General features: G+C 28.5%; 3 protein-coding genes and 1 pseudogene. 3 read left to right on the top strand and 1 reads right to left on the bottom strand.

Translation table 11 applies throughout. The annotated features are described in order from the left end of the window. Positions 1 to 519: 519 nt before the first annotated feature. Positions 520 to 666, bottom strand: coding sequence for a small acid-soluble spore protein O (sspO, locus tag CN514_RS23445; protein ID WP_069032362.1), 147 nt, complete (start codon positions 664 to 666; stop codon positions 520 to 522). A 380-nt stretch (positions 667 to 1046) separates the two neighbouring features. Here sspO and CN514_RS23440 point away from each other — a divergent pair. From CN514_RS23440 to CN514_RS23435, 3 genes and pseudogenes are all read left to right on the top strand, one after another. Further along, positions 1047 to 1436, top strand: a pseudogene (locus CN514_RS23440) (M15 family metallopeptidase); the annotation flags it as partial. 6 nt (positions 1437 to 1442) lie between these two features. After that, positions 1443 to 1655 (top strand): peptidoglycan-binding domain-containing protein, encoded by a 213-nt coding sequence (locus CN514_RS26685; RefSeq protein ID WP_483295032.1) that lies wholly within the window; start codon positions 1443 to 1445, stop codon positions 1653 to 1655. A 555-nt stretch (positions 1656 to 2210) separates the two neighbouring features. Then, on the top strand, positions 2211 to 3314 hold the full coding sequence (locus tag CN514_RS23435) for a GerAB/ArcD/ProY family transporter (protein ID WP_098234636.1): 1104 nt from the start codon (positions 2211 to 2213) through the stop codon (positions 3312 to 3314). Positions 3315 to 3900 lie beyond the last annotated feature (586 nt).

Raw genomic sequence — 3900 nt, 5'->3', positions numbered from 1 at the left:
AAGGGAGGGATTTCTTATGATCTAATTCAACTTATATTAATTATAAAAATTAAATGTTGAGAAAATTATTTTTCATAATAATAAAAAACGACAAACAACATTAAATCTAAGAAATTAATAGAGTAAAAGTTAATTTTTTTAGTTTGTCTGACTCTTTTGATGTATGAAACAAGTAATTTGACCAATACTAGTAATAGTCAAAATGAAAGAGGAGACTGATACTGATTATGCAAGTACTAACGGTTTGTCTTATATATTCGGGTGTGATCGTACTCTATCTCTTGTTCAAAAAAGTTCAATATAATAAGAGACAAAAAAATGTGATTAATTTTTTCCTATACTATAATCGAAGAAAAAGTAATGTTAATAGAGATACGAAAAGAACAGGAGATATTATTTATTTAATGCCTCAATCGACGCTTAACAAAGGTATTTTAAGAAAGCGAAAAGATGATTTTGAGTAATGATCAAAAATTATAAAAAATAGCAAGCAATTCTTACAAATTGCTTGCTATTTTTTTATTGTCTTTTTTTTGTCTTTTTATTGTTTAACTTATAATCAGCTGAAAGTGGCTCTTGTGCAGTTTCTTCATTAAAACCAGCAGCCTTTCCTTGCTCGATTGAAGCGGACATTCCGCTACCAGAATTATTTTTACGTCTAGACATGATTATTCCTCCTTATATAAGGCCATTTTCGTAAACACTTTTATGACTTGGTTTGAAAACTGCCTTTTATAATCCTATTCTTTCCTATATTTTTTTAAGTACCCTAAAAATTCAGTTGGTAAATAATGAGAGTGTCATGACAGGATTTAACAAGATTTCAAAAACTAACAGGATTAAAGACTTGTCCAGCAGAAAAAACGAGATCTTTTGGACTATTTATTCAAACCGTTTTTCAATTTAATGAATATATTGGCTTATGTGTACGATTTGTTGGTTTGGTTAGTAATGTTCAAAGTATGAAAGCAAGCGATGTTATTTACCGGGATAAGTCTTCCTAAGTAGGTTGGCTTTTTAAATTTATTTAAAAGGAGAAATCTTAAATGACAAATCCAACTTATCACGAAAGTAATTTATCTAATATAAATAAGCTAGCTCCAAATACAAAGCAAGCAGCTTTAAAATGGTACAATTATTGTATAAAAAACAATATCAATGTTTTAATTTACGAAACGACACGAACAAAAGAACGTCAAGAAGAACTAGTTGATAATGGCAAGTCTCAAACTAGAAAGTCATATCATCTTGTAGGTCAAGCATTAGACTTTGTTCCTATTGTAAATGGTAAAGAAGGGTGGAACTCATACGATACTGAACCTTTTAAATCGGCTATTAAATATGCTAAATCCATTGGCTTCACATGGGGTGGGGACTGGAGTGGGTTTGTAGATCAGCCACATTTACAATATGAATACAAAGGTTATGGTACTGATAAAGTATTGGAGGCTAAACCTCCTGCATATCCAGGAACGATCTTAAAATCAGGTTCAAAAGGAAATAGTGTTAAATTAATTCAAAAAGAATTAGGAATTACCGCAGATGGTATTTTCGGGCCAATTACGGATCGGGCAGTAAGAAATTTTCAAAAGAAAAATGGCCTGACCGTAGATGGAAAAGTAGGTCCAAAAACTTGGGCAAAATTATTTGACTAAGAAAAGGTAAAATCGCATTACTAAATTTAGTTTTGATTAAAATTAATTTACCATTCAAAATTTCAAAGGTAAAAATAAAACTACGTTCAAACCCTGTATCAGTATTGTACAGGGTTTGTTTTAATTTTTGACAAATCAAAATCCTATTGGCAGTAAAAGAGGGTTTCTTAACGTTACTGGTTAATTTTAAACGCAGTAAATACTTTAAAATTTGAATTTTTATGGTATAAACCTCTTGTTGGCATTTTTTATGGGAATGGAGTTAATGGATGGTTAGGTTTCAATACACCTATATGGTTTTTAGTTTGTTTATTTTGCGTTCAATTACTCTATTGTTACTCTCAAAAAATCATTGGCGAATTTAGCGTTTACATATAAACAGGTATTTACTTAATTTTAGGATATATTGGCTATACTATAAGTCGTTTTGTATTTTTACCGTGGGGATTAGATATTGCTTTGTTATATAAATCATAATTTAGATTCTAAATGGTAAAAATAAACATGTTTTAAAAAAGAATATAGAGAAAGTAAGTATTAAATGAAGGTACTATAATGAATCGTAAATTAAATGTAAGTGGTTTTCAATTATTATGTATGATTTTTATGTTTATTAATGGTACATCGCCACCAATTGAAATCTATTCTTTAGCCAAGCAAGATGCATGGATTAGTTTAGTATTAGGACTTACTGTGGGGTGTCTATTATTTCTTGTATATATAAAGTTATATTCATTTTTTCCTGATGTACCATTTACAAAATATATACAATTTATTCTAGGTAAATATATTGGAAAACTGTTAGCTCTAATCTATATTTTATATTTTATTTATATAGGTGCACGAGTTTTGCGTAATTTTGAGGAGTTAATGGTTATTACTCTTTACAATGCTTCATCACATATTTCAATTGGAATATTAATGATGATTATAGTCATATATGCAAGTCATAAAGGAATTGAAACATTTGCACGTGCAAATGAATTTATTTTTTTATTTATAATGTTTCTTATTTTTTTAATTATTGGATTAGAAATTATTTCTGGTTTAATCAAAATTAATAATTTAAGACCTGTATTAGAAAGTGGATGGAAACCAGTGTTAGATGCAACTCCGATATTAATTGCAAATCCTTTTGGTGAGATATTTACATTTACTATGATTTTGCCATATTTAAATAAACAAAAGAAAGTAGTAAAAGTAGGAATAACATCATTACTATTTTCTGGGCTAATATTGACTTTATTTTCAATGTTAAATACTTCTATATTGGGTACTTCTGAAATAGAAAGAACCGTATATCCACTTCTTTCAGCTGTTAGTTATATTAATATTGCTGATTTTGTTCAAAGATTTGATACCTTTATTATAGTGATTTCAGTATGTAATTATTTCGTGAAGATTACTATATACTTCTATTGTGCGGTGTCGGGAGCAGCAGATTTATTTGGCATTAAGGAAAGTAAGCAATTAGTTTATCCTACTTCCGTTATAATGTTGGTTTGTTCAATGTGGATGACAACGAATTATGTTGCATTACGTAATGAAGCAAGTGATGTTGTCCCCTTTTTACTACACATACCTCTTCAAATTATTATCCCAATTTGTTTAATACTAATTGTGCTAATAAAAAGGAAACTAAAATACCCAGCCTTATAAAAGAAGATTCCTGGATTTTGAATTGCATGTAAAATGTTAGACACCGTTTAACATTTGGAGGCGCATTTTTATTAATAAAACAAATTCTTTATGTAACCAATGCTGTAATTGATTAAGAAAAAATAGATAAGACCACATTTTGTGGTCTTTTTCTTATGCTCAAAATCAATATTTGAATTTCAACTGAGTTTTATTTTTAGGAGGAAAAAACATAGGAGTAAAAATAGTGAATTGGTAGTAATCAATTTGGATTAGACCTTCTGTTCTTCGATTTTGTAAAGCATTAAAACAATTAAAAGCAATGACTGGAAAACCTTTAGTTCAAATGATGAATCGATTTCTAATCTAGATCCAGAAGAAATTTAAATTTACATGTAATGTGTCTTTTAGTTGATGAAAGAAGCAACAACGAAGATTTAACTTTGGAAAAGGGTGAAATTAATTATCAATTGTTCTTGTAATATGCCTTTTAATTTAGAAAATTATGTAACCTAAACTGGCATTATGTTAATAAGAAAATCAGTAAAATACATTAAAAATGCTTGAAAAAACTTATTAATTCAACACCTAAGAACTCCTAGTTATC

Source organism: Bacillus sp. AFS001701 (genome assembly GCF_002559405.1).
Classification (GTDB): domain Bacteria; phylum Bacillota; class Bacilli; order Bacillales; family Bacillaceae_G; genus Gottfriedia.
Note: the sequence above shows the minus strand (reverse complement) of the source record. Positions and strands in the feature narration are given on the sequence as shown.